The organism is Streptomyces sp. NPDC044921, assembly GCF_056432865.1.
In genome coordinates, this window is the sequence record NZ_JBWKIF010000020.1 from 113236 (window position 1) to 136088 (window position 22853).

Here is a 22853-nt window from a genome sequence, read left to right on the forward strand (position 1 = left end):
GGGAGCGGTACCCGGGGAGGGAGCGGTGGGAGGGATGCGGGTCGGGGCCCGGCCGGTCCCTCCGCGGCCTGGCGCCGGACCTCAGTCGCCCCCGCCCGGCAGCCACCCCTGCTTCCGCAGCACCCCTCGCACATCCGGCGCCTCGTAGTGCTCCCCCTTGAGGACCTTGCCGTCGGCGCGGCGGGAGACCGACCCGTCCGGCCCGAGCTTGGTCATGTTGGAGCGGTGGATCTCGGCGAGCACCGCGTCGAGGTCGATGCCGTGGACCAGCGCCGTGCCGTAGGCGACGTAGACCACGTCCGCCAGTTCGTGCGCGAGCCGGTCCAGCGGGCCCGTCACCGCCACCTCGGCGACCTCCGCCGCCTCCTCGGCGAGGAGTTCGCCGCGGTGGGCGGCGAGCTCCGGGGGTACCTCCGTCGGGGTGCTGCGGGCGTCCAGGCCGAAGGCGCGGTGGAATTCACGGACGAGGTCGGCGGGCGAGGAGCTCATGGGGGCGACTGTAGTGGCCGCCACCGGCACTCCCCGCCCGCTCCTGTGACCTCTGCCCTGGTCACGGGGGCACCCCGGCTGGCAGGATCGCCCGCATGTCCAGGACCTTCCCCCGTATCGGCAGGCGCCGGGCCCTGCAGGGCGGTACCGCCGCCCTCGTGGTCCTCGGGCTGCTGCTGTGGTGGCTGCGTCCCTGGGCCGAGGAACCGCCCGCCGGGCAGATCGACTTCGGCACCGGCACGCGCGCCGGGGTCTACCACGAGTACGGCAAACTCCTGCGCCACGAGATCGCCAAGGACATGCCCGACCTGCGTGTGCGGCTGCTGACCAGTGCCGGTTCGCAGGAGAACGTCGCGGACGTGGCGACCGGCGAGGCCGACTTCGCGATCGCCGCGGCCGACGCCGTCGCCACGTACAAACTCGACAACAGCACGGGCGCCGACCGGCTGCGCGGCGTCGCGCGCCTGTACGACGACTACGTCCAGCTCGTCGTGCCGCCGGACTCGGACATCCGCTCCGTGGCGGACCTGCGCGGCAAGCGCGTGGCCATAGGGCTCCCCGATTCCGGAGTGCGGCTGATCGCGAACGGGGTGCTGAAGGCCGCCGGCATCGACCCGGAGAAGGACATCGAGCCGTCGTCGGACGGCATCGACACCGGCCCCCGGCGGCTGGGGCACGGCCTCGACGCGTTCTTCTGGTCGGGCGGGCTGCCCACGGACGGACTCAGGCGGCTGGCGGACAAGTCGGCGTCGGCCTTCCGGTTCGTGCCGATCGACGCCGCTCTGGTGGCCAAGCTGCACGATCAGGGCGGTGCGACGCGGTACTACCGCGCCACCAAGATGCCCGAGTCGGCCTACCCCACCATCCAGCGGGGCGACCCGGTGCCGACCCTGGCGGTGTCCAACCTCCTGGTCACGCGCAGCGACGTGGATGCCCGGCTCACCGAGTGGCTCACCCGCGAGGTGATCGACAGCCGCGACGGCATCGGCGCGACCGTCCACTCCGCCCAGCTGGTCGACGTCCGCACGGCGATCTACACCGATCCGCTGCAACTGCACGTCGGGGCGCAGCGCTACTACCAGTCGGTCAAGCCGTAGGCCTCGGCCTCGCTACCGGCAGCCGGTCAGGTCGTAGTGCCGACCGCGCTGACACCAGCCGGTCAGGTCGTAGCCGACCGCGCTGCCACCAGCCGGTCACGCCGTAGGCCCAGCCTCGCCACCACAGCCGGTCACGCCGTAGGCGCCGACCGCGGCACGCGCACGGTCACCTTCAGGCCGTGCGGCTCGTGGTGGTCGTAGCTGATCGAGCCGCCGCCCGCCGCGAGCAGCGCCCGGGAGATGGACAGCCCCAGGCCCGAGCCCTTGATGTTCTGGTGCCGGCCGCTGCGCCAGAAGCGGTCGCCGATGCGGGCCAGCTCCTCGTCGGTGAGGCCGGGGCCGTGGTCGGTGACGACGACGGTGGTGGTGTCCCCGTCGGGGGCGACGGTCACCCGGACCGTCTCTCCCTCGGGAGTGAACTTCACCGCGTTGTCGATGACCGCGTCCAGGGCGCTGGACAGGGCGACCGGGTCGGCCCAGGCGGTCGTGGGAGGGCAGTCGCCGACCAGGCGCACGCCCTTGGCGTCGGCGGTCGGGGACCAGGCCGCGACGCGTTCGGCGGCGAGCTCGCCGAGGTCCGTGATCCGCAGGTCCGCCTCGGTGTGCTCGGCCAGCGCCAGGTCGAGCAGGTCGTCCAGGACCTGCGCGAGGCGCTTGCCCTCCGCCTGCACGGAGGCGATCTCCTTGTTGCCCTCGGGCAGCTCGAAGGAGAGCAGCTCGATGCGCAGCAGCAGTGCCGCGAGGGGGTTGCGCAGCTGGTGGGAGGCGTCGGCGACGAAGGCGCGCTGCTGCTCCAGGACGTTCTCGACGTTGTCCGCCATCTCGTTGAACGAGCGGGCCAGGCGCCGCAGTTCCGGCGGACCGCCGGCCGCGGCGACCCGGGACTTCAGCCGTCCCGTGGCGATGTCGTGGGTGGTGGCGTCCAGGACGCGGACGGGCTTGAGCACCCAGCCGGTCAGCCGCAGGGCGGCGCCGACGGCCAGCAGCATCGCGGCGAACTCGCCCGCGCCGATGACCAGCCAGCCGCGCAGGGTGCGCGAGCGCATCTGCCCGGTGGGTGAGTCGGTGACGACCACGGCGACGACGTCCCCGTCCCGGATGACCGGCGAGGCGACCACGAGGTTGCGGCGCTGCCAGGGCCACACCTGCTCCGGGTCGTGGCTGCGGCGGCTGAGTTTCGCCTCGGCGAAGGCCCTGCGCACCTCGCCCCGCTGCGGCAGGGTCCACCGGGCGGGTGCCTGGGCCATGGCCCGGCCCGTGCGGTAGAAGACGCCGGCGCGGATGCCGTAGACCTCGTGGTAGCTGCGGAGCTCGCTGCTGAGGGTGGCCAGGCGCTCGTTCTCGAACGCCTCCGTGGTGCCGCCGGGCGAGTCGGTGACGAACTGCGCGAGGGCCGCGAAGCGCGCCGTGTCGTCGATGCGGTCGACGATGACCCTCTGCTGCTGGGCACCCGCCAGGCTGACGGCCAGCGGCACGCCGAGCGCGAGCAGCACGGCCGCCATCAGGATGATCAGCAGCGGGAGCAGACGAGTGCGCACCCGGCCCCGCTATCCGGCAGGCGCGACGAGCCGGTAGCCGACTCCGCGTACGGTCTCGATGAGGGCGGGCATGCGCAGCTTGGCGCGCAGGGACGCGACGTGCACCTCCAGGGTGCGCCCGGTCCCCTCCCAGCTGGTCCGCCACACCTCGCTGATGATCTGCTCCCGGCGGAAGACCACCCCGGGCCGCTGCGCGAGCAGGGCCAGCAGGTCGAACTCCTTGCGGGTCAGCTGGATCGCCGCCCCGTCCACGCTGACCCGGCGGGTGGGCAGCTCGATGTGCACGGGGCCGAGCCGCAGCTCGGTCTCGATGCCGCTGGAGGTGTCCTCGTGGGAGGTGCGCCGGCTGACCGCGTGGATCCGGGCGAGCAGCTCGCCCGTGTCGTAGGGCTTCACGACGTAGTCGTCGGCGCCGAGGTTCAGGCCGTGGATGCGGGAGCGCACGTCGGAGCGCGCCGTCACCATGATCACGGGGGTGCTGGTGCGCTTGCGGATCTTGCCGCAGACCTCGTACCCGTCCTGGTCGGGCAGGCCCAGGTCGAGCAGGACGACACCGAAGCCGTCGCCCTCGGGGACCAGGGCCTGGAGAGCCTCCTCGCCGCTGCGCGCGTGCGTGACGTCGAAGCCGTGCCGCGCCAGGACCGCCGACAGGGCGGCGGCGACGTGGTTGTCGTCCTCGACGAGCAGCAGTCTCACCCGGTCCCCCTTCGGTTCACTGGCCGTACGATCGTGATGTGTACAAAAACGCGTGCACGCGCGCGCGTGCACCCTGTGCAGTCACGCTGATGGATGAGGACGGCGTCAAGAGGGTTCCGGTTGCTGAGGGCTTCCGTTACCCGGCTGGTATGAGCGCTGCTCACAAGTACTACGACATGTGTCCGATTGCTATCGGATCGTGATGCTCAGATTCCCCTCAGATGTAATGACGCAGGTCGTAGAGGGTTACTACTGTCCTCCGAAACCGAGGAGGACGGAGCCTGAGAGCGATGACCGAAGTATCGGTGGCCAAGGAAGATGTGGCCGCGACCGGAGAACTGGTCGTCCTGAAGAGCGTCAACAAGCACTTCGGCGCGTTGCACGTACTCCAGGACATCGACCTGACGATCGCCCGCGGTGAAGTCGTCGTGGTCATCGGGCCCTCCGGGTCCGGCAAGTCCACCCTGTGCCGCACCATCAACCGCCTGGAGACGATCGACTCCGGCTCGATCACGATCGACGGCAAGCCCCTGCCCGCCGAGGGCAAGGCGCTGGCGAGGCTGCGCGCCGACGTCGGGATGGTCTTCCAGTCCTTCAACCTCTTCGCGCACAAGACCGTGCTCGAGAACGTGATGCTCGGCCAGATCAAGGTCCGCAAGAAGGACAAGCAGGCCGCCGAGGAACGGGCCCGTGCCCTGCTCGACCGGGTCGGCGTGGGCGCGCAGGCCGAGAAGTACCCGGCACAGCTCTCCGGCGGCCAGCAGCAGCGCGTGGCGATCGCGCGGGCGCTGGCCATGGAGCCGAAGGTGATGCTCTTCGACGAGCCCACCTCCGCGCTCGACCCCGAGATGATCAACGAGGTGCTGGAGGTCATGCAGCAGCTCGCCCGCGACGGTATGACCATGATCGTCGTCACCCATGAGATGGGTTTCGCACGATCGGCGGCAAACCGCGTGGTGTTCATGGCGGACGGCCGAATCGTCGAGGAGGCTGCGCCCGACCAGTTCTTCAGCAATCCGCGCAGCGACCGCGCCAAGGACTTCCTGTCGAAGATCCTGCACCACTGACCAGGCGCGCGTCGCGCCCGCGACGGACCGCGTCACCTGTATCGACGGTTTCTCTTCACGGCAAAGGATGTTCCCAATGAAGCTCCGCAAGGTCTCCGCCGCGGCCGCCACCGCTCTCGTCCTCGCTCTGACCGCCACTGCCTGTGGCGGCGACGACGGCGGTGACTCGAACGGCTCCGGCTCCGGCGGCGGCGACAAGATCAAGATCGGCATCAAGTACGACCAGCCCGGTCTGGGCCTGAAGGAGCCCGACGGTTCCTTCTCCGGCTTCGACGTGGACGTGGCGACGTACGTTGCCAAGGAACTGGGCTACGAGCCCGACCAGATCGAGTGGGTCGAGACCAAGAGCGCCGACCGCGAGAACGCGCTGTCCCGCGGTGACGTGAAGATGATCGCGGCCACCTACTCGATCACCGACGAGCGCAAGCAGAAGGTCGACTTCGCCGGTCCGTACCTGCTGGCCCACCAGGACCTGTTGGTGAAGAAGGACTCGGACATCACCAAGGCCACGGACCTCAACGAGAAGAAGCTGTGTTCCGTCGCCGGTTCGACTTCGGCACAGAACGTCAAGGACGACTTCGCCCCGAAGGCCCAGCTGACCCAGCGCGGTGGCTACTCGGAGTGCCTCTCCGCCCTGCAGAGCGGCGCCGTGGACGCGCTGACCACCGACGACTCGATCCTCGCGGGTTACGCCGCACAGGACCAGTACAAGGGTCAGTTCAAGCTGGCCGGTCTGAAGCTGAGCAACGAGAACTACGGCATCGGTGTCAAGAAGGGCGACACCGCGACCCTGAACAAGATCAACGACGCCCTCGAGAAGATGGTCAGCGACGGTTCCTGGAAGAAGGCCGTCGAGGAGAACTTCGGTCCGGCGAACTACAAGAACGAGCCGGCCCCGAAGATCGGCCAGATCGTCCAGTAACGCGGGACTCCGCCGACGCAGGGTCCCCGCACTCGCGGCGGGGACCCGCAGGCGCGCCACCCTCACTTCCCAGGGTGACGCGCCACGTCCGCCACCTACGCCACCCACCCGGAAGCGCGGGAGATCGTGTTCGACTTTCTTTCTAAATATGACGACCCGTCCGTGCTGGGCGCTTTCTGGGTCACGGTTCAGCTCACCGTCTTCTCGGCCATCGGTTCCCTGATCTGGGGCACCCTGCTGGCGGCCATGCGGGTCAGCCCCGTCCCGCTGATGCGCGGTTTCGGCACCGCCTACGTGAACATCGTGCGGAACATCCCACTGACCGTCATCATCGTCTTCACGTCGCTCGGCCTCGCCGACATCTTCGGTGTGACGATGGGCGCGCCCGACGACTTCGAGCTCAAGTACTTCCGACTGGCCGTGCTCGGTCTCGTCGCCTATACGGCTGCCTTCGTCTGCGAGGCGATCCGCTCCGGCATCAACACTGTGCCCGTCGGGCAGGCCGAGGCGGCACGGGCCATCGGGCTCAGCTTCAGCCAGGTCTTGAGACTCGTCGTACTGCCACAGGCGTTCCGTTCCGTCATCGGACCGCTGGCCAACGTACTCATCGCACTGACCAAGAACACCACCGTGGCGGCCGCGATCGGCGTGGCGGAGGCCGCCCTCCTTATGAAGGAAATGATCGAGAACGAGGCACAGACGCTGCTCATCGGCGCGGTCTTCGCCTTCGGGTTCGTTGTACTGACCCTGCCCACCGGCCTGATCCTCGGCTGGCTGAGCAAGCGACTGGCGGTGAAGCGATGACGTCCGTTCTTTATGACGCCCCCGGCCCGAAGGCCAAGCGGCGCAACGTGCTGTTCTCGGTGGTCTTCTTCGTTCTCCTGGCCCTCCTCCTGTGGTGGGTCTGGCAGACGCTGGACGACAAGAACCAGCTGGAGTGGTCCCTGTGGAAGCCCTTCACCACCTCTGAGGCCTGGACGACCTATCTGCTGCCCGGCCTGGCCGACACGCTCAAGGCCGCGGCGCTCGCCATGGTCATCGCCCTGCCGCTCGGCGCCGTCCTGGGCATCGCACGCCTCTCCGACCACCGCTGGGTACGCATCCCGGCCGGCGCGGTGGTCGAGTTCTTCCGGGCCATCCCGGTACTGCTGCTGATGCTGTTCGCCAACGAGTTCTACGTCCGCTCCACGGGCATCCCCAGCGATGAGCGGCCGCTGTACGCGGTCGTCACGGGCCTGGTGCTCTACAACGCGTCGGTCCTCGCCGAGGTCGTCCGCGCGGGCATCCTCTCGCTGCCCAAGGGGCAGTCGGAGGCGGCGATGGCGATCGGCCTGCGCAAGAGCCAGACGATGACCAGCATTCTGCTGCCGCAGGCCGTCACCGCCATGCTGCCGGCCATCGTCAGCCAGCTGGTCGTCATCGTGAAGGACACCGCGCTGGGCGGCGTGATGCTCGGGTTCACCGAGCTGCTCAACACGCGGAGCACCCTCGCGGCCAACTACGCGAACGTCATCCCCAGCTTCATCGTGGTGGCGGTCATCTTCATCGTGCTGAACTTCATCCTCACGTCCTTCGCCTCCTGGCTGGAGGGCAGGTTGCGCCGCAGCAAGCGGAGCACGGGGGCCGTCCTCGGCGCCGACAAGGTCGACGACGTCAACGCGGCCGAGGTGGGCGGCACCTACGGCACCGGGGCGGGCGGCTCGATCTGACGCCCGAAAACGCTATGGCTGTGGCCCGCCGGAGATATCCGGCGGGCCACAGCCATAGCGCGTCATGAGCTCTCCTGCTCGAGCTGCCCCTGACACCTCATCACGTGACGGACACGTGGCCCGGCTACCCCGGGGGCAGCGGCATGATCGCCACCCGGCGTCGGTCACTTGACGCAAGCACCGGCAATGGGTTGCATACGTTCTGTGATCGTGCACCCTGCTCCACCTTCGTGTTCACCTACGTCTCTCAGGACAACACCACGGGCAGGGGGCGCCGCGCCGTGGACCCGGTGATCATCGTCGGGGCGGGGCCCGTGGGGCTCACGCTCGCCCTGGCGCTGGCGCGTCAGGAAGTGCCGTGCGTCGTCCTCGACGAGGGCCCGGGCAAGGACGAACCCCGCGCGGCACGCACCGTCGTCCTCCGTGAGGAAACCGCCGCCCTGGTGGAGCGGCTCACCGGGATGCCCCTGGCGCGGGTCGGCGCCCACTGGGCCGGATGGCGGTCGATGCGGCGCAAGCAGGTGATGCGCGAGGTCGTCTTCGACGGCACCGAACCCGCCCCGCTGCACATCGCCCAGCACGTGCTGACCGGCGCGCTGCGCGCGGCCCTCGCGGACGAACGGCTCGTCAAGGTCGTCGTCGAGAGCCGTCTCGACGCCATCGAACAGGAGCCCTCCGGCGTCACCGCCCACACCCGCGGCCCCAAGGGCACCTGGTGGCGCGGAAGTTACCTGGTCGGCTGCGACGGCCCCCGCTCCACCGTGCGCAAACTCCAGGACATCCGCTTCCCCGGCCGCACGGCGGTGGAACGTCACGCCGTCGCGGCCCTGCGCACGGAACTGCCCTGGCGTGACGAAGCGTTGCTGCACCGCCTGCCGCCCTGGCGCATGTCGGGCCCCTCGGCCGGCGAGATCACCGCACGGCCGCTGCCGGACGGCGTCTGGCGTCTGGACTGGCTCCTGCCGCCCGGCAAGGACCTGGTCACACCCGAACTGCTGCTGACCCGCATCCGGGAGACCCTGGCCGGCTGGGCGGGCGGCTCGACCCCGCCCTACGAGCTGCTCGACACCGGCGTCCACACCGTCCACCACCGGCTGGCCCGCCGCTGGCGCGCCGACCGTGTCTTCCTCGCCGGGGATGCGGCCCACCTGCTCGGCGCCCTGGGCACGCACGGCCTTGACGAGGGGCTGCGGGACGCCGACAACCTCGCCTGGAAACTGGCCCTGGCCTGGCACCACGGGCCGCACGAGGCGCTCCTCGACAGCTACCAGGCCGAACGCCGGGCGGTCGTCGCCGCCCGGCTCCGCGCCGCCGACCAGGCGCTGCCGCTGCTGCGCGGCGGCGGAGGGCTGCGCTCCTACGTCCCCGGCTCGTCCCGGGGCCACGACGCGCTCCTCACGGACGGTCACCTGGGGCAGGGCCAGCTCGGCGCGCCGGGGGCGTACGCCGAGTCACCGCTCGCACCGGGGCCCCTCGAAGGGGAGGTGCCCGTGGACACCCCGCCGGGAGCACAGGTCACCGACGTACGGGTCACCGCCGAGGACGGCACCTTCGTACGGCTGCGCGACCGGCTCGGCCGGGGCGCGTTGCTCGCGGTGCTGGTCGCTCCGGGCACGGGTGTGTGGGAGCGCAAGCACTGGGCCCGGGCGGGCATCATGCCCCGGCTGGCGGCAGCCGTGGCGGCCCTGCCGCACCCGGCCGAGCTGCTGGTCGCCGAGAGCTATCCGGGCGCGGCCGCCCACACCGTGCTCCTGGTGCGCCCCGACGGGCACCTGGTCACCGCGCTCGGCGGAGTGCGTCCCGAGGACCTGTACGCGGCGGCCGAGGCCACGGTCGGCGGACCGGCGCAGGCGCAGGCGCAGGCGCAGGCAGGGGCGGGTGCTTCGGCCGGTTCGCCCTGAAGCCGGCACGGTGAGGGACGACCTCACTGTCACCGTGCGTCCGCATGGTGACAGTGAGTTGACCGGTCCCGGCGGCCATGGTGTACTCCGGTCGTGACCGACACCTGTGTACGCCTGTGGCGGAGGGTCCATATGGACCTCCTTCGCTATGCGGGCTGCGTGTGTCGCCCGTCCTGCTGACTTCGCAGCCTTCTCCCCTGCGCCGCCGCGCCCTGTCCGCGTCGGCTGCCGCGCCCCCTCGCGAACCCTCATCAGCACCTCCAGGACGGCACCTGTGTCTGTAACCCCTTCCGCGAGCTCCTCTGTCTCCTCCGCCCGTCCGGCCCCCACGCAGGCGGACCTCTACGACTTCGTCCGGCGCACGGCCGCCGACAGGGAGCTGATCGGCTCCCTGCCGCTCGACCCGGAGGGCCGCACCTGGGTGCGGCTGGACGGCCCCGGCGGCAGCGAGGCCTGGCTGATCGGCTGGCCTCCCGGCACCGGCACCGGCTGGCACGACCACGCCGACTCCGTGGGTGCCTTCCTGACCGCGTCGGGCGAGCTCAAGGAGAACTCCCTCGCCGCGCGACTGCCCACGGACGGCTGGAAGACCCTCGAACTCACCGAGGGCGTGGACCGGGAACGGCGGCTGCCGGCCGGTCAGGGCCGCGCCTTCGGACGCCACCACGTCCACGAGGTGCTCAACGAGTCCCGCGACCGGCACGCCGTCTCCGTCCACGCCTACTACCCTCCCCTGCCGCAGATCCGCCGCTACAGCCGCAGCGGTCCGATCCTGCGCCTGGAGCAGGTGGAGCGCCCGGAGGACTGGCAGTGAGCGCTCCCGGGTCCGCGAGTGGTGAGGACCGGTCTCCGGTGGGGATCGACGAGTTGCTGGAGCGCGTACGCGCGGGCTACGAGCGGATGGAGCCGGAGGAGGCGTACGAGGCCGCCCGGGCCGGCGACGCGCTGCTGGTGGACATCCGCTACGCCGCCCTGCGCGAACGGGACGGTCTCATCCCCGGTGCCGTCGTCGTCGAGCGCAACGAACTGGAGTGGCGCCTCGACCCGTGGGGGAGCCACCGTCTGCCCGAGGCCACGAGTCACGCCCTGCGCGTGGTCGTGATCTGCAACGAGGGGTACGCCTCCAGCCTGGCCGTGCAGTCGCTGCACCGGTTGGGACTGCACCGGGCCACCGATCTGGTCGGCGGGTTCCAGGCGTGGCGGGGGGCGGGGCTTCCGGTGGAGTGAGCCGGATGCCCATGAGCCGGATGCCCGCGGGGCGGGCCGCCCGCCTCGCGGTCAGAAACCGTCCAGCGGGAAGTCCGGGTCCTCGCCCTCCTCTTCCAGGGCCTGCCGGACCACGCGCAGCGCCATGCCCTCGGGGTAGCCCTTGCGGGCGAGCATGCCCGCGAGGCGGCGCAGCCGCTTGTCGCGGTCGAGACCGCGGGTGGAACGCAGCTTCCGGTCGACGAGCTCCCGCGCGGTCGCCTCCTCCTGCTCGGAGTCGAGCTGGGAGACGGCCGCGTCGATCAGCGTGGAGTCGACGCCTTTGGTGCGCAGCTCCTGGGCGAGCGCCCGCCGGGCCAGCCCTCGTCCGTGGTGACGGGACTCCACCCAGGCGTCGGCGAAGGCGCTGTCGTTGATGAGGCCGACCTCTTCGAACCGCGACAGCACTTCTTCCGCGGCCTCGTCCGGGATCTGCCGTTTGCGCAGGGCGTCGGCGAGCTGTTTGCGCGTCCGTGGGGTCCCGGTCAGCAGGCGCAGGCAGATCGCCCGGGCCTGCTCGACCGGGTCCCCCGGAGGCGCCTCCTGCTCGGCCCTCGACGAGGGAAGGGCACCTCCGTCCTCGGCGCCGGCCGCCTCACCGAAGCCGCGCCGGCGCCGCCCACGCCCCCGGCGCGTCCCGCCGCCACGCGAGTCGCCCCTGGGAGTGCCTGGGCCGTACGGTCCCTCCCCGCCGTACGGACCTCCGTCCGCGTGGGGACCCTTGTCCCCGTACGGGCTCGCGTCGCCGTGCAGGCTGTCGCCCTCGTGTAGACCGGTGCCCCCGTGCTGCCGGTCACCCCCGTACAGCGTGAGGTCCTCGTGCGTGTCCTCCCCGGCCACGGCCGAGCCCGTTTCCCCTCCGGTGCCCCTCCCCCGTGGGGCACCGGAGGCGGCGTACTCGTACTCCGCCCAGTCGGTTCGTCGCGTCACGGTCAGCTCTTGGCTGCGGCGGCCTTGGACTTGGTGGCCTTCGCCGCCGCCGGGGCGGGAACGGCCGGTGCCGCGTCGGCCGGGGCGGAGACCGCGGCGTCCGTGCCCGGCTGGGCGGCCGGCTCCTCGGGACGCACGCCGACGCCCAGCTTCTCCTTGATCTTCTTCTCGATCTCGTTGGCCAGGTCGGGGTTGTCCTTCAGGAAGTTGCGCGCGTTCTCCTTGCCCTGGCCGAGCTGGTCGCCCTCGTACGTGTACCAGGCGCCGGCCTTGCGGACGAAGCCGTGCTCCACGCCCATGTCGATCAGACCGCCCTCGCGGCTGATGCCCTGGCCGTAGAGGATGTCGAACTCGGCCTGCTTGAAGGGCGGCGCGACCTTGTTCTTGACGACCTTGCAGCGGGTGCGGTTGCCGACCGCCTCCGTGCCGTCCTTCAGGGTCTCGATGCGGCGGATGTCGATGCGCACCGAGGCGTAGAACTTCAGGGCCCGGCCACCGGTCGTGGTCTCCGGGGAGCCGAACATCACGCCGATCTTCTCGCGGAGCTGGTTGATGAAGATCGCGGTGGTCTTGGACTGGTTGAGCGCGCTGGTGATCTTCCGCAGGGCCTGGCTCATCAGGCGGGCCTGCAGACCCACGTGGCTGTCGCCCATCTCGCCCTCGATCTCCGCGCGGGGGACGAGCGCGGCGACGGAGTCGATGACGATGAGATCGAGGGCGCCGGAGCGGACCAGCATGTCCACGATCTCCAGGGCCTGCTCGCCGTTGTCCGGCTGGGAGAGGATGAGGTTGTCGATGTCGACGCCGAGCTTCTTCGCGTACTCGGGGTCGAGGGCGTGCTCCGCGTCGACGAAGGCGACCTGGCCGCCGGCCTTCTGCGCGTTCGCCACCGCGTGGAGGGTCAGGGTGGTCTTACCGGAGGACTCCGGTCCGTAGATCTCCACGACGCGGCCGCGCGGCAGGCCGCCCACGCCGAGGGCCACGTCCAGGGCGGTGGATCCGGTCGAGATGACCTCGATGGGCTCCTGGGTCCGGTCGCCCATGCGCATGACCGCGCCCTTGCCGAATTGCCGTTCAATCTGTGCGAGCGCGGCATCCAGGGCCTTCTCGCGGTCGGTTCCTGCCATGGGTTCCACCCGATTTGCTTGAGTCGATCGCTTCACGTCAAAGACGCTAACGCCTGCCACTGACAATGCGCCTTGACGCACGTCCGGCCTGTGGACAACTCGGGCACTTCTCCACCCAAACTACGTCGAAACGCCCGTCGTTGAGCCTTGCCGGTGCCTCCATCAGAATGGATGTTCGATTTTCGTGTCAAGCGCACCACGCGGCACCCACAGCACGGATCCATCAGGACGACGGGATGCCGGCGACCGGCCCCGCCGGAACCGGCGGCCTCCCATGGCTCAGGAGCCGTTTTCCCCGGAGTCGCCGTCCGCGTGCCGCCGCTCCCCCGGCCGCCCCGTCTCCCGCGGCCCTCGCCGTGCCTCCCGCAGCCCCCGCGCCCGGGTGAGCGCGCCCGGCCCCTCACCGCGTCGGTGGCCGTGGACCCGAGGGTCGTCCGTGACGTCGTAGCGCTTCACGTACGCCCCCAGGAAAGCCTGGAGGGTGGCGATGGCGGGGATGGCGATCAGCGCGCCGACGGCGCCCAGGAGCGCGGTGCCCGCGATGACCGAGCCGAACGCAACCGCGGGGTGGATGTCGACGGTCTTGGAGGTCAGCTTGGGTTGCAGCACGTAGTTCTCGAACTGCTGGTAGATGACGACGAAGATCAGCACCCACAGCGCGTACCAGGGGTCCACCGTGAACGCGATCAGCATGGGCAGCGCGCCCGCGAGATACGTGCCGATGGTGGGGATGAACTGCGAGACCAGCCCCACCCACACGGCGAGCACGGGCGCGTAGGGCACGTCCAGGACCTGCAGCAGCACGAAGTGGGCTACGCCGGAGATCAGCGCCATCAGGCCGCGCGAGTACAGGTAGCCGCCGGTCTTGTTCACGGCGATCTCCCACGCGCGCAGCACCTCGGCCTGCCGGGCGGGCGGCAGGACGGAGCAGATGGTGCGGCGCAGCCGCGGGCCGTCGGCGGCGAAGTAGAACGAGAACAGCGCCACCGTCAGCAGCTGGAACAGCCCGCCGATGACCTGCGCGGAGACGTCGAGGACGCCCGTGGCGCTGTTCTGCACGTAGCTGCGCAGCCAGTCGGAGCGGAGCAGGCCCTCCTGGATGTCGACGCGCTTGAGGTCGGTCCTGAAGTGGGCGTTGACCCAGTTGATGACGGAGTCCAGGTAGTCCGGGAACCCCTCGACCATCTTGATGATCTGGCCGGCGAGCATGGACCCGAGGAGCGTGACGAAGCCCGCGGCCACGATCACCACGCCGATGAAGACGACGAACGCGGCGAGCCCCCGGCGCACGCCCCGCGAGGCCATCCAGCTCACCGCGGGTTCGATGGCGAGGGCCAGGAAGAACGAGATGAGGACGTTGATCAGCAGGCCGGTGAGCTGGTGGAACGCCCAGCTGCCGAGCTGGAAGACTGCGACGAGCGCGAGCGCCAGCACCATGGCGCGCGGCAGCCAGCGCGGCATGCGGCCGTTCGGCCCGGCGGCTCCGTCGGCGGGGGGCCGGCCGGGCGGTGTCGTACCGATCGGGGATGCCTGCCGGGCTGCCTGCCCGGGCTCGTCAGTGGGTGCCACGGACCAAGTCTCACCCACGCCACCGACAGCCGTCCGCCCGCCCGCGATCTTCGTGACCGGCAGGCCGTCCACGGGGCCCGTCGGCAGCGGTCAGCGCTTCTCCCGGGGCACGTCCATCACGGAGCAGACCACCTGCCAGACGTGCTTGGCGTCCCAGCCGGCGTCCAGCGCCTCGTTCACCGTGCGCCCGCCGAGCTCCGACATCACGTGGTCGCGCGCGAAGGTGTCGGCGTACCCCGGACCGAAGTGCTCCGCCATCCGCTGCCAGAAGACCGTCAACCGCATGACTCCAGTATCCCGCCCCTGGGGGTGGGCCTGAGCCGGTACCGCCTGCGCGCACCGTTTCGGGCCCTACGGTCGGTCCCATGGCCGAAACAGGAGCATCCGCACTCCCCCCGACGCCCTCGCCGCACACCCCCGTGGCGCGGGCCGAACGCTTCGTCTGGCTCACCGCGCGCGTGCTGGAGCAACGTCTCTTCGCCCACCACTTCCTCGGCGGTGCCGCCGACCCGGTGGAGACGGCCCTGGACGCATACCGCAACGCAGACGGCGGGTACGGTCACGCGCTCGAGCCCGATCTGCGCGGCCCGGTCAGCCAGCCGCTGCACACCGCCCATGCCCTGCGCGTCCTGGACGCCGTGGGGCGGTGCGCGGGCCAGCGGGTGGAGCGCATCTGCCGCTACCTGACGTCCGTCTCCACCGCGGACGGCGCGCTCCCGGCGGTCCACCCCGGTCAGCGCGGCTACCCCACCGCCCCGTTCGTGCCGGTGGTCGCGGATCCGCCCAGCGAGCTCCTGGCCACCGGGCCGGTGGTGGGGCTGCTGCACCGCAACGAGGTGTGGCACGCCTGGCTGTTCAGGGCCACGGACTTCTGCTGGCAGGCGGTCGAGTCCCTGGAGAAGTCGCACCCGTACGAGATCGAGGCCGCCGTGGCCTTCCTGGACGCCGTGCCCGACCGCCCGCGCGCGGAGGCCGCCGCCGACCGCCTGGGCCGCCTGGTGCGCGCGCAGGGCCTCGCGGCACTGGACCCCGACCGCCTGGCGGCGTACCCGGTCTCCCCCGATTACGCCCCGGGAGAGCACCACTTCCCGTACGACTACGCGCGGACACCGCGCTCCCTCGCGCGCGCGTGGTTCACGGACGACGAGATGGCCCGCGCCCTGGACCACCTCGAGGCCCAGCAGGGGGAGGACGGCGGCTGGCCGGTCCGGTGGCGCCGGTGGGCCCCGGCCCCGGCGCTCGAAGCCGGTCCGATGGTGACGATCGAGGCGCTGCGCACCCTCGACGCGTACGGCCGGCCCATCGGCTGATCACGCCCCCAGGGCCCGCACCCCCGCGGTCACCACCACGGCCGCCGCGACGACGAGCAGGAAGGGCGCGCGCAGCAGCAGCGCCACGGCGGCGGCACCGACTCCGGCGGCCCGCGCGTCCAGCACCAGCGTCTGCCCGTCGGCGAAGGTCTGCTGGGCCGTGAGGGCCGCCAGCAGCGCCACGGGCAGCAGGGCGGCCAGGCGCTTGACGACGGGTCGCTCCAGGGCGCCCGCGGGCACCAGCAACCCGGCCAGTTTGACGGCGTAGCAGCCGAGGACGGTCAGCCCGATCGCGATCCAGACGTTCACCGTCCGGCCTCCCGTCCCCGGCGCCGGCCGTCGGCCCACAGCACGACCGGTGCCGCCAGCGCGGCCAGCAGCACCGGCACTCCGGCGGGCAGGACGGGCAGCAGGCCGAGCCCCAGCAGCACGGCGAGCCCGGCCGCGGCCCGCTCGGTGCCGCTCTTGAGCATGGGTGCGAGCAGCGCCAGGAACACGGCGGGCCCCGCGGCGTCCAGGCCCCAGGCGTCGGTGTCGCCGATGGCCTCGGCGCCCAGGGCACCGAGCAGCGTGGTGAGGTTCCACAGCACGTACAGGCTCAGTCCGGTCACCCAGAAGCCCATCCGGGCGGTGCGGCGCGTGGGCTGGGCCAGCGCGACGGCGGCCGTCTCGTCGATCACCCACTGGGCGGCGAACGGCCGCACCGCGCGCGGGAGGGCCAGCACCTGGGACAGCCGCAGGCCGTAGAAGGCGTTGCGCACGCCGAGGAAGAACGCCCCCGCAGCGGCCGTGAACGGACTGCCTCCGCCCGCGAGGGCGCCCACCAGGGCGAACTGGGAGGCACCGGTGAAGACGAGGAGACTGAGCGCGCAGGTCTGCCACAGCGTGAGGCCGCTCCCGGCCGACGTCACGCCGAAGGCGAACCCGGAGAGCCCGACGGCCACCCCGACGCCCAGGGCGTCCCGTACGACGGCCCGGTCCGGTTTCCCGCCTGTCCCTGCATCCTTGAGTGCTGTCGTTTCTGCCACACACGGAATCTACGGCCGGCCGCCACGAGGGTCTTGTACGTTCTTGCGCTCCCGCTGGTACGCCCCAGGGGGTACTCCGACGATCCGGCTGAAGTGCCGGTTGAGGTGCGGCTGATCGGTGAACCCCACGGTCACGGCCACCTCCGAGGGCGCCGTCCCCGCGTCGAGCAGCCGCCGCGCCCGGCGCACCCGCGCGTCGGTCAGCCAGGCGTGCGGTGGCATCCCGTAGGCGTCCCGGAAGGCCCGCAGCAGGGCGAACGGGCTGGTCCCCAGATCGGCCGCCAACTGCTCCAGGCTCGGTGGCCGCGCCATCCGCTCCTCCAGCACGCCACGCGCGCGTGCCGCGACCCCGGCCCCGGCCGTCCGCACCGCACGCGTGGGCATGGGCCCGCCGTTCAGGCGGAGCAGCCGGGTCACGGCGACCCGCAGCAGCGTGCCGGCGGCCAGCGCGTTGCCCTCGTCGGCGGCCCGCAGAACCTGGTGGACGAGCCCCACCGCGTAGGGATCGTCCACCACCGGGCTGACGAACCCCGGCGTTCCGCGCCGGGCCGTCGTCTCGGCCGCGATCTCCGCCACCACGTCCACCGACGGATACACGGCCCCGTAGCGCCACCCCTCGGGGACACCGGCCCGCCCGGTGTGCGGAGTGTCCGGGTTGACCAGCGCGAGGGCGCCCGCGCCCGCGTACTGATCGGCCCCGCCGTGATGGAAGACCTCCACACCGTCGGCGATGGCGGCGATCACGAAGCTCTCGTGCGTGTGGCGCACGAAGGTCTTGCGCACGTACCGGGCCCGCAGCAGATCCACCCCGGGCAGTTCCTCGTACTGCCAGTGCCGCGCGCGCTCGCTCATCCCCCCATTGTCCGGTCCCCGACCGGCCGCGGGACGGGGGTAGGCGACAGGCCCGGTTGCCTCGGCGGCGAAACGATCGGCGGGCGTCACCACGGGTGGCAGCGGCCGGTCCCCGTCGCCCCGGCGGGCAAGAGACGGGTGCGGACTCCCGCTACCCCGGCGGGCAAGCGACGGATGGCCAAGCGACCGGCCCCCGCCACCCCGGCCGCCAAACGACGAACGGCCAAGCGACCGGCCCCCGCCACCCCGGCCGCCAAACGACGAACGGCCAAGCGACCGGCCCCCGCCACCCCGGCCGCCAAACGAGGGGTGGCCAGGCGGCCGGGCCCCGTCGCCCCACCGGGAATCGGCGAGCGGAGTCGCGGCGGCGCCCGGTTGTCAGTGCCGGGGTGCACGATGGACGCATGGTCAGCACAGCGCCCGGCCCCCTCGACGGCTTCTCCCCAGCGACCCGCGCCTGGTTCACGGGTGCCTTCCCCGCGCCCACCTCCGCCCAGGCCGGCGCGTGGCAGGCCATCCACGAGGGTTCGGACGTGCTGGTCGTCGCCCCGACCGGCTCCGGCAAGACCCTGGCCGCCTTCCTGGCCGCGCTGGACCAGCTGGCCTCGACCCCGCCCCCCGCCGACCCCAAGAAGCGCTGCCGCGTCCTGTACATCTCCCCGCTCAAGGCCCTGGCCGTGGACGTCGAGCGCAACCTCCGCAGTCCTTTGACGGGCATCCGCCAGGAGTCCGTGCGGATGGGGCTGCCCGAGCCCGAGGTCAAGGTGGGCATCCGTTCGGGGGACACGCCCGCGGCGGAGCGCCGCGCCCTGGCCACCCGCCCGCCGGACATCCTGATCACGACCCCGGAGTCGCTGTTCCTGATGCTGACGTCGGCCACGCGCGACGCGCTCACGGGGGTGGAGACGGTGATCCTCGACGAAGTGCACGCGGTCGCCGGGACCAAGCGCGGCGCCCACCTCGCGCTCTCCCTGGAGCGGCTGGACGACCTCCTCCCGAAGCCCGCCCGCCGCATCGGCCTGTCCGCGACGGTCCGCCCCGTCGACGAGGTGGCCCGTTTCCTCTCCCCGCGCCGCAAGGTGGAGATCGTCCAGCCCGAGTCGGGCAAGGAGTTCGACCTGTCCGTGGTCGTCCCGGTCGAGGACCTGGGCGAGCTGGGCGGCTCTCCCGTGTCGGACGGCTCCGAGGCAGCGGAGCGCCCGTCGATCTGGCCGCACGTCGAGGAGCGGATCACCGACCTCGTCCAGTCCCACCGCTCCACGATCGTCTTCGCGAACTCCCGCCGCCTCGCGGAGCGCCTGTGCAACCGCCTGAACGAGATCGCGTACGAGCGGGCCACGGGTGAGCCCCTGGACGAGCACCACTCCCCCGCCGAGCTCATGGGCGGATCCGGAGCCGCCCAGGGCGCGCCCCAGGTCATCGCCCGGGCCCACCACGGCTCAGTGTCCAAGGAGCAGCGCGCCCTGGTCGAGGAGGACCTCAAGGCGGGCCGTCTCCCGGCGGTCGTGGCCACGTCCAGTCTGGAACTGGGCATCGACATGGGCGCGGTCGACCTCGTCGTCCAGGTCGAGTCGCCCCCCTCGGTGGCGTCCGGGCTCCAGCGCGTGGGCCGCGCGGGGCATCAGGTGGGCGCGGTCTCCACCGGCGTGGTCTTCCCGAAGTACCGCGGCGACCTGGTCCAGGCGGCCGTGGTCACCGAGCGCATGCGCACGGGCGCCATCGAGTCCCTCAAGGTCCCCGCCAACCCCCTGGACGTCCTGGCGCAGCAGCTCGTCGCGATGACGGCGATGGACACCTGGCAGTTCGACGACCTCCTCGCCGCGGTCCGCCGGGCCGCCCCTTTCGCCTCCCTCCCCGAATCGGCCTTCACGGCGGTGCTGGACATGCTGGCCGGCCGCTACCCGTCCGACGCCTTCGCCGAGCTGCGCCCGCGCGTGGTGTGGGACCGCGTCACCGGGGAGATCACCGGCCGCCCCGGCGCCCAGCGCCTCGCCGTCACCTCGGGCGGCACGATCCCCGACCGGGGCCTGTTCGGGGTGTTCCTGGCCGGGTCGGACCCCAAGAAGGGCGGCGGCCGGGTCGGCGAGCTCGACGAGGAGATGGTCTACGAGTCCCGCGTCGGCGACGTCTTCACGCTGGGCACGAGCTCGTGGCGCATCGAGGACATCACCCGCGACCGCGTCCTGGTCTCCCCCGCCCCGGGCGTGCCGGGCCGGCTGCCCTTCTGGAAGGGCGACCAGCTGGGCCGTCCGCTCGAACTGGGCCGGGCGGTGGGCGCGTTCCTGCGCGAGGTCGGCTCACTGTCCAAGGACGACGCCCGCCTGCGCCTGCTCGCCGCCGGGCTGGACGCCTGGGCGGCGGACAACGTGCTGTCGTACCTGGACGAGCAGCGCGAGGCCTGCGGCCACATCCCGGACGACCGGACGATCGTCGTGGAGCGCTTCCGCGACGAGCTCGGCGACTGGCGCGTGGTCGTGCACTCCCCCTTCGGCGCGCAGGTGCACGCCCCCTGGGCGCTCGCGCTCGGGGCCAAGCTCTCCGAGCGGTACGGCATGGACGCGCAGGTCATGCACGCCGACGACGGCATCGTGCTGCGCCTGCCGGACGCCGACCTGATGGGCCTGGACCTGCTGGACCAGGAGCCGGTGAAGGCGGGCCGGGAGTACGACGCGGAGCAGGCCCCGGTGGGCGCCGCCGACGTCGTCTTCGACAAGGGCGAGGTCGACCAGGTCGTCACCGACCAGGTGGGCGGCTCGGCCCTGTTCGCCTCCCGGTTCCGCGAGTGCGCCGCCCGCGCGCTGCTGCTGCCCCGCCGCAACCCGGGCCGGCGCACCCCGCTGTGGCAGCAGCGGCAGCGCGCCTCCCAGCTGCTGCAGGTGGCGAGCGAGTTCGGCTCGTTCCCGATCGTCCTGGAGGCGATCCGCGAGTGCCTCCAGGACGTTTTCGACGTCCCCGGGCTGGTCGAGCTGATGGGCGACCTGGAGTCCCGCAAGGTCCGCCTCGTCGAGGTCACCACCCCCGAGCCGTCCCCCTTCGCGCGCTCCCTGCTGTTCGGTTACGTCGCCCAGTTCCTGTACGAGGGCGACTCCCCGCTCGCCGAGCGCCGCGCCGCCGCCCTGTCGCTGGACTCCCGGCTGCTGGCCGAGCTGCTGGGCCAGGCGGAGCTGCGCGAGCTGCTGGACGCGGAGGTGCTGACGGAGCTGGAGCGGGAGCTGCAGTGGCTCACCGAGGACCGCCGTGTCAAGGACGCCGAGGGCGTCGCGGACCTGCTGCGCCTGCTCGGGCCGCTGACGGAGACGGAGCTCGCCGAGCGGGGCGCCGAGCCGCGGTGGGCCGAGGAGCTGGCCGGTGCCCGCCGCGCCATCCGGGTCCGCATCGCGGGCGCCGACCACTGGGCGGCCATCGAGGACGCCGGCCGCCTGCGCGACGCGCTGGGCACGGCCCTGCCGGTCGGCGTACCGGAGGCCTTCACGGAGCCCGTCAAGGACCCCCTGGGCGACCTCCTGGCCCGCTACGCCCGCACCCACGGCCCGTTCACCTCGACCACCGCCGCCGCCCGCTTCGGCCTGGGCGTCGCCGTCACCGAGGGCGCCCTCCAGCGGCTGGCCGCCGCGGGCCGGGTCGTCCAGGGCGAGTTCCACCCGGCCGGGATCGGCCAGGAGTGGTGCGACGCGGCCGTGCTGCGCCGGTTGCGCCGCCGCTCCCTGGCCGCCCTGCGGCACGAGCTGGAGCCGGTGCCCCCGGCCGCGCTCGCCCAGTTCCTGCCCCAGTGGCAGCACATCGGCAAGGGCCACTCCCTGCGCGGCATCGACGGGCTGGTGCGCGCCGTCGAGCAGTTGCAGGGCGCGTCCGTGCCCGCCTCCGCCCTCGAGAGGCTCGTGCTGCCGTCACGGGTGGCGAACTACACCCCGGCCATGCTGGACGAGCTCACGGCGGCGGGCGAGGTGATCTGGGCCGGTGCGGGCTCCCTCCCCGGCAAGGACGGCTGGGTCTCCCTCTACCTGGCCGACGCCGCCCCCCTGCTGCTGCCGCCTGCGCACCCGCTGGAGCTGACCGCCCTGCACCAGTCGGTGCTGGACGCGCTCTCCGGCGGCTACGGCCTGTTCTTCCGCCAGATCGCCGACCAGGTCCGCGCCACCACCCACCCCGAGGCCACCGACCCGCAGCTGGCCGACGCCCTGTGGGACCTGGCCTGGTCGGGGCGGCTGACCAACGACACGCTCACCCCGCTGCGCTCCCTGCTCGGCTCGGGCCGCACCGCCGGCTCCACGGCCCACCGTGCCAAGCGTGCGGTCCCCCGCGGCCGCTACGGCTCCCTGACGGCCGCGGCCCGCACGGCGTCACGCTCGGGCCCGCCGACCGTCGCCGGCCGCTGGTCCCTGCTCCCGTCCCACGAGGCCGACCCGACCGTGCGGGCCCACGCCCTGGCGCGCACGCTCCTGGACAGGCACGGCGTGGTCACCAGGGGCGCGGTCTCGGCGGAGGGCGTCGAGGGCGGCTTCTCGGCGACGTACCGCGTCCTGTCCGTCTTCGAGGAGAGCGGTCAGGCGCGCCGCGGCTATGTGGTGGAGGGGCTCGGCGCGGCGCAGTTCGCGATGGACGGCGCCGTGGACCGGCTGCGGGCGGTGTCCAACGCCCGCGACCGCGGCGAGACCCTGCCGGGCCCGCCGGGCCTTGCCCCCGACCCGTTCGCGGGCACCGACCCCGACCCCTTCCCGGCCCACGACTTCGCCGGACCGGACGATTCCGCCCCCTCCACCGACCACACCGACGACCCGGGCCACGACGGCTTCCCCGCCCCGGGCTCCTCCTACCCCCCGTCCGAGCCGGCGCCGGGCGAGTGGCTCTCGCCCCGCGACTACGCGCCGCAGGGGGCCCCGCCCTGGCAGAACGGCGGCCGGGCGCCCTACGGCTCCTCCGGCTACGACTCGGGGTTCTCCGGCCGCCGCACCCGCGCGGACGCCTCCCGGGCCGTCGTCCTCGCCGCCGCCGATCCGGCGAACGCGTACGGCGCGGCCCTGCCCTGGCCCGAGCCCCCGACCGGCGCCGGGCACAAGCCGGGCCGCAAGGCCGGTTCCCTCGTGGTGCTCGTCGACGGCGAGCTGACGCTCTACATGGAGCGCGGCGGCAAGACCCTGCTCGCCTGGGCCGCCGGCCCGGACGATGACCCGGGCGACGACCCGCGTCTGCACGCCGCGGCGGAGGCCCTGGCCGCGGCCGCCCGCGCCGGCTCCCTCGGCACGGTCACGGTGGAGCGGGTCAACGGCACCCAGGCCCTCACGTCCCCCTTCGGCGCCCTCCTGGAAGGAGCGGGCTTCATCGCGACGCCACGAGGTCTCCGCCTGCGTGCCTGACGACTTCGGCACGGGGCGA

20 protein-coding genes and 1 pseudogene are annotated in these 22853 nt (G+C 72.4%); 11 read left to right on the forward strand and 10 right to left on the reverse strand.

Going from position 1 to position 22853, the window contains the following annotated elements; all coding sequences use genetic code 11:
- Nucleotides 1–81 precede the first annotated feature (81 nt).
- Nucleotides 82–489 (reverse strand): pyrophosphohydrolase domain-containing protein, encoded by a 408-nt coding sequence (locus AC07DA_RS27755; RefSeq protein ID WP_479130930.1) that lies wholly within the window; start codon nucleotides 487–489, stop codon nucleotides 82–84.
- A 95-nt stretch (nucleotides 490–584) separates the two neighbouring features.
- On the opposite strand from AC07DA_RS27755, the gene AC07DA_RS27760 reads away from it, so the two are divergent.
- The gene (locus AC07DA_RS27760) at nucleotides 585–1586 is read left to right on the forward strand and encodes a TAXI family TRAP transporter solute-binding subunit (protein ID WP_479130931.1); all 1002 of its coding nucleotides are present in this window, start codon (nucleotides 585–587) and stop codon (nucleotides 1584–1586) included.
- A 131-nt stretch (nucleotides 1587–1717) separates the two neighbouring features.
- On the opposite strand, the gene AC07DA_RS27765 is transcribed toward AC07DA_RS27760, so the two are convergent.
- Entirely contained in the window at nucleotides 1718–3124 is a 1407-nt protein-coding gene (locus tag AC07DA_RS27765) for a sensor histidine kinase (protein ID WP_479130932.1), read from the reverse strand.
- A gap of 9 nt (nucleotides 3125–3133) precedes the next feature.
- Nucleotides 3134–3820: a response regulator transcription factor gene (locus AC07DA_RS27770; protein ID WP_479130933.1), complete on the reverse strand. Its 687-nt coding sequence runs from the start codon at nucleotides 3818–3820 to the stop codon at nucleotides 3134–3136.
- A 290-nt stretch (nucleotides 3821–4110) separates the two neighbouring features.
- On the opposite strand from AC07DA_RS27770, the gene AC07DA_RS27775 reads away from it, so the two are divergent.
- The 8 genes from AC07DA_RS27775 to AC07DA_RS27810 all read left to right on the forward strand — a co-directional run bounded on the left by AC07DA_RS27775 (nucleotide 4111) and on the right by AC07DA_RS27810 (nucleotide 10646).
- Nucleotides 4111–4887 carry an amino acid ABC transporter ATP-binding protein gene (locus AC07DA_RS27775; RefSeq protein ID WP_479130934.1) on the forward strand — a complete coding sequence of 259 codons (777 nt, stop codon included), beginning with the start codon at nucleotides 4111–4113 and terminating at the stop codon, nucleotides 4885–4887.
- A 76-nt stretch (nucleotides 4888–4963) separates the two neighbouring features.
- Nucleotides 4964–5809, forward strand: coding sequence for a glutamate ABC transporter substrate-binding protein (locus AC07DA_RS27780; protein WP_479130936.1), 846 nt, complete (start codon nucleotides 4964–4966; stop codon nucleotides 5807–5809).
- Nucleotides 5810–5935: 126 nt separating this feature from the next.
- The gene (locus AC07DA_RS27785) at nucleotides 5936–6613 is read left to right on the forward strand and encodes an amino acid ABC transporter permease (protein ID WP_479130937.1); all 678 of its coding nucleotides are present in this window, start codon (nucleotides 5936–5938) and stop codon (nucleotides 6611–6613) included.
- Entirely contained in the window at nucleotides 6610–7518 is a 909-nt protein-coding gene (locus AC07DA_RS27790) for an amino acid ABC transporter permease (protein WP_479130938.1), read from the forward strand. The genes AC07DA_RS27785 and AC07DA_RS27790 overlap by 4 nt, the downstream gene beginning before the upstream one ends.
- Nucleotides 7519–7799: 281 nt before the next feature.
- Nucleotides 7800–9419 carry an FAD-dependent monooxygenase gene (locus AC07DA_RS27795; RefSeq protein ID WP_479130958.1) on the forward strand — a complete coding sequence of 540 codons (1620 nt, stop codon included), beginning with the start codon at nucleotides 7800–7802 and terminating at the stop codon, nucleotides 9417–9419.
- Nucleotides 9420–9551: 132 nt separating this feature from the next.
- Nucleotides 9552–9599, forward strand: coding sequence for a hypothetical protein (locus AC07DA_RS27800; RefSeq protein ID WP_311314449.1), 48 nt, complete (start codon nucleotides 9552–9554; stop codon nucleotides 9597–9599).
- Between the two features lie 94 nt (nucleotides 9600–9693).
- Nucleotides 9694–10233: a cupin domain-containing protein gene (locus tag AC07DA_RS27805; protein ID WP_479130939.1), complete on the forward strand. Its 540-nt coding sequence runs from the start codon at nucleotides 9694–9696 to the stop codon at nucleotides 10231–10233.
- Nucleotides 10224–10646, forward strand: a complete 423-nt coding sequence (locus AC07DA_RS27810; RefSeq protein WP_479130959.1) for a rhodanese-like domain-containing protein — start codon at nucleotides 10224–10226, stop codon at nucleotides 10644–10646. Before AC07DA_RS27805 ends, AC07DA_RS27810 begins: the two co-directional genes overlap by 10 nt.
- Before the next feature lie 51 nt (nucleotides 10647–10697).
- Here the strand turns inward: AC07DA_RS27810 and recX are convergent, their stop codons facing one another.
- The 4 genes from recX to AC07DA_RS27830 all read right to left on the reverse strand — a co-directional run bounded on the left by recX (nucleotide 10698) and on the right by AC07DA_RS27830 (nucleotide 14575).
- A complete protein-coding gene (gene recX, locus AC07DA_RS27815; protein WP_479130940.1) occupies nucleotides 10698–11594 on the reverse strand; it encodes a recombination regulator RecX in 897 nt (298 codons plus the stop codon).
- Between the two features lie 2 nt (nucleotides 11595–11596).
- Entirely contained in the window at nucleotides 11597–12721 is a 1125-nt protein-coding gene (gene recA / locus AC07DA_RS27820; protein WP_479130941.1) for a recombinase RecA, read from the reverse strand.
- Between the two features lie 279 nt (nucleotides 12722–13000).
- Entirely contained in the window at nucleotides 13001–14290 is a 1290-nt protein-coding gene (locus AC07DA_RS27825) for an AI-2E family transporter (RefSeq protein WP_479130942.1), read from the reverse strand.
- A 90-nt stretch (nucleotides 14291–14380) separates the two neighbouring features.
- The gene (locus AC07DA_RS27830; RefSeq protein WP_479130943.1) at nucleotides 14381–14575 is read right to left on the reverse strand and encodes a DUF3046 domain-containing protein; all 195 of its coding nucleotides are present in this window, start codon (nucleotides 14573–14575) and stop codon (nucleotides 14381–14383) included.
- 80 nt (nucleotides 14576–14655) lie between these two features.
- On the opposite strand from AC07DA_RS27830, the gene AC07DA_RS27835 reads away from it, so the two are divergent.
- On the forward strand, nucleotides 14656–15600 hold the full coding sequence (locus AC07DA_RS27835; RefSeq protein ID WP_479130944.1) for a hypothetical protein: 945 nt from the start codon (nucleotides 14656–14658) through the stop codon (nucleotides 15598–15600).
- On the opposite strand, the gene AC07DA_RS27840 is transcribed toward AC07DA_RS27835, so the two are convergent.
- From AC07DA_RS27840 to AC07DA_RS27850, 3 genes and pseudogenes are all read right to left on the reverse strand, one after another.
- The gene (locus tag AC07DA_RS27840; RefSeq protein WP_479130945.1) at nucleotides 15601–15909 is read right to left on the reverse strand and encodes an AzlD domain-containing protein; all 309 of its coding nucleotides are present in this window, start codon (nucleotides 15907–15909) and stop codon (nucleotides 15601–15603) included. It lies immediately after the preceding gene.
- Nucleotides 15906–16556 (reverse strand): AzlC family ABC transporter permease, encoded by a 651-nt coding sequence (locus AC07DA_RS27845; RefSeq protein ID WP_479130960.1) that lies wholly within the window; start codon nucleotides 16554–16556, stop codon nucleotides 15906–15908. The genes AC07DA_RS27840 and AC07DA_RS27845 overlap by 4 nt, the downstream gene beginning before the upstream one ends.
- A pseudogene (locus AC07DA_RS27850) lies at nucleotides 16508–17480 on the reverse strand (AraC family transcriptional regulator). The gene AC07DA_RS27845 and the pseudogene AC07DA_RS27850 overlap by 49 nt, the downstream one beginning before the upstream one ends.
- Nucleotides 17481–17884: 404 nt before the next feature.
- Between AC07DA_RS27850 and AC07DA_RS27855 the strand changes: the two are divergent.
- Nucleotides 17885–22834, forward strand: a complete 4950-nt coding sequence (locus tag AC07DA_RS27855; protein WP_479130946.1) for an ATP-dependent helicase — start codon at nucleotides 17885–17887, stop codon at nucleotides 22832–22834.
- The last annotated feature ends 19 nt before the right edge of the window (nucleotides 22835–22853 follow it).